This is a genomic window from Streptomyces swartbergensis, from assembly GCF_002148965.1.
GTDB lineage: Bacteria > Actinomycetota > Actinomycetes > Streptomycetales > Streptomycetaceae > Streptomyces > Streptomyces swartbergensis.
Window position 1 is genome coordinate 1 of record NZ_NGFN01000848.1, and the last position, 647, is coordinate 647.

1 pseudogene is annotated in these 647 nt (G+C 74.0%); it reads right to left on the reverse strand.

The window, feature by feature from the left end:
- Positions 1-647: pseudogene (locus tag CA983_RS44705) on the reverse strand (hypothetical protein); the annotation flags it as partial.

The window sequence follows — 647 nt, forward strand, 5'->3', positions numbered from 1 at the left end:
GGTCCCCCGCCTCCCCCGCCGCGCGTCGCGGTCCCCCGCCTCCCCCGCCGCGCGTCGCGCGTAGTGGTCGCGCAGGAGGTGGTGGTCGGCGTGCCAGGCGGCGCCGTCGGGGGACAGTCCGTACAGCCGGTGCACCAGCAGCTGGCGGAGGCCGAAGTCGCCTATGAAGTGGCGTTCGCAGCTCGGCCATCCGGTGTCGGTGAGGAGCCGGGAGACGTGATGCGCGGTCAGGTGGTGGAGGTGGCCCTGCTGGTGGTGGCGGAGCAGGACGTCCGCGCACTCCGTGTCGTGTGCCACCGACAGGTGGGTGAGGAGGTCGAGCCAGTGGGCGTGGTGCTCGGTCGGGAGCCGTACCGGTAACTGGTCGAGGATCAGCTCCCGCAGGAGCACGTCCGCGACGGGGCGTTCGAGAGTGCCGTCACCGGGGAGCCGCAACGGGGCGTCCAGGATGTCCCGGTCGTTGGCGTCCGGCGGCATGCGGAAGGCGGCCGCGGCTTCGGCCAGGCGGATCACGGTGTGCGGGCGGCCGCCGCTCAGCCGTGCCACGGCGGCGTCGATACGGCGGCGGTTCGTGCCGCCCTCCGGCTCGGCGCGCTGCTGTCTTCGTACCGTCTCCCGGCGGAGCTGGTCGCCGGTGAGCAGCGGCA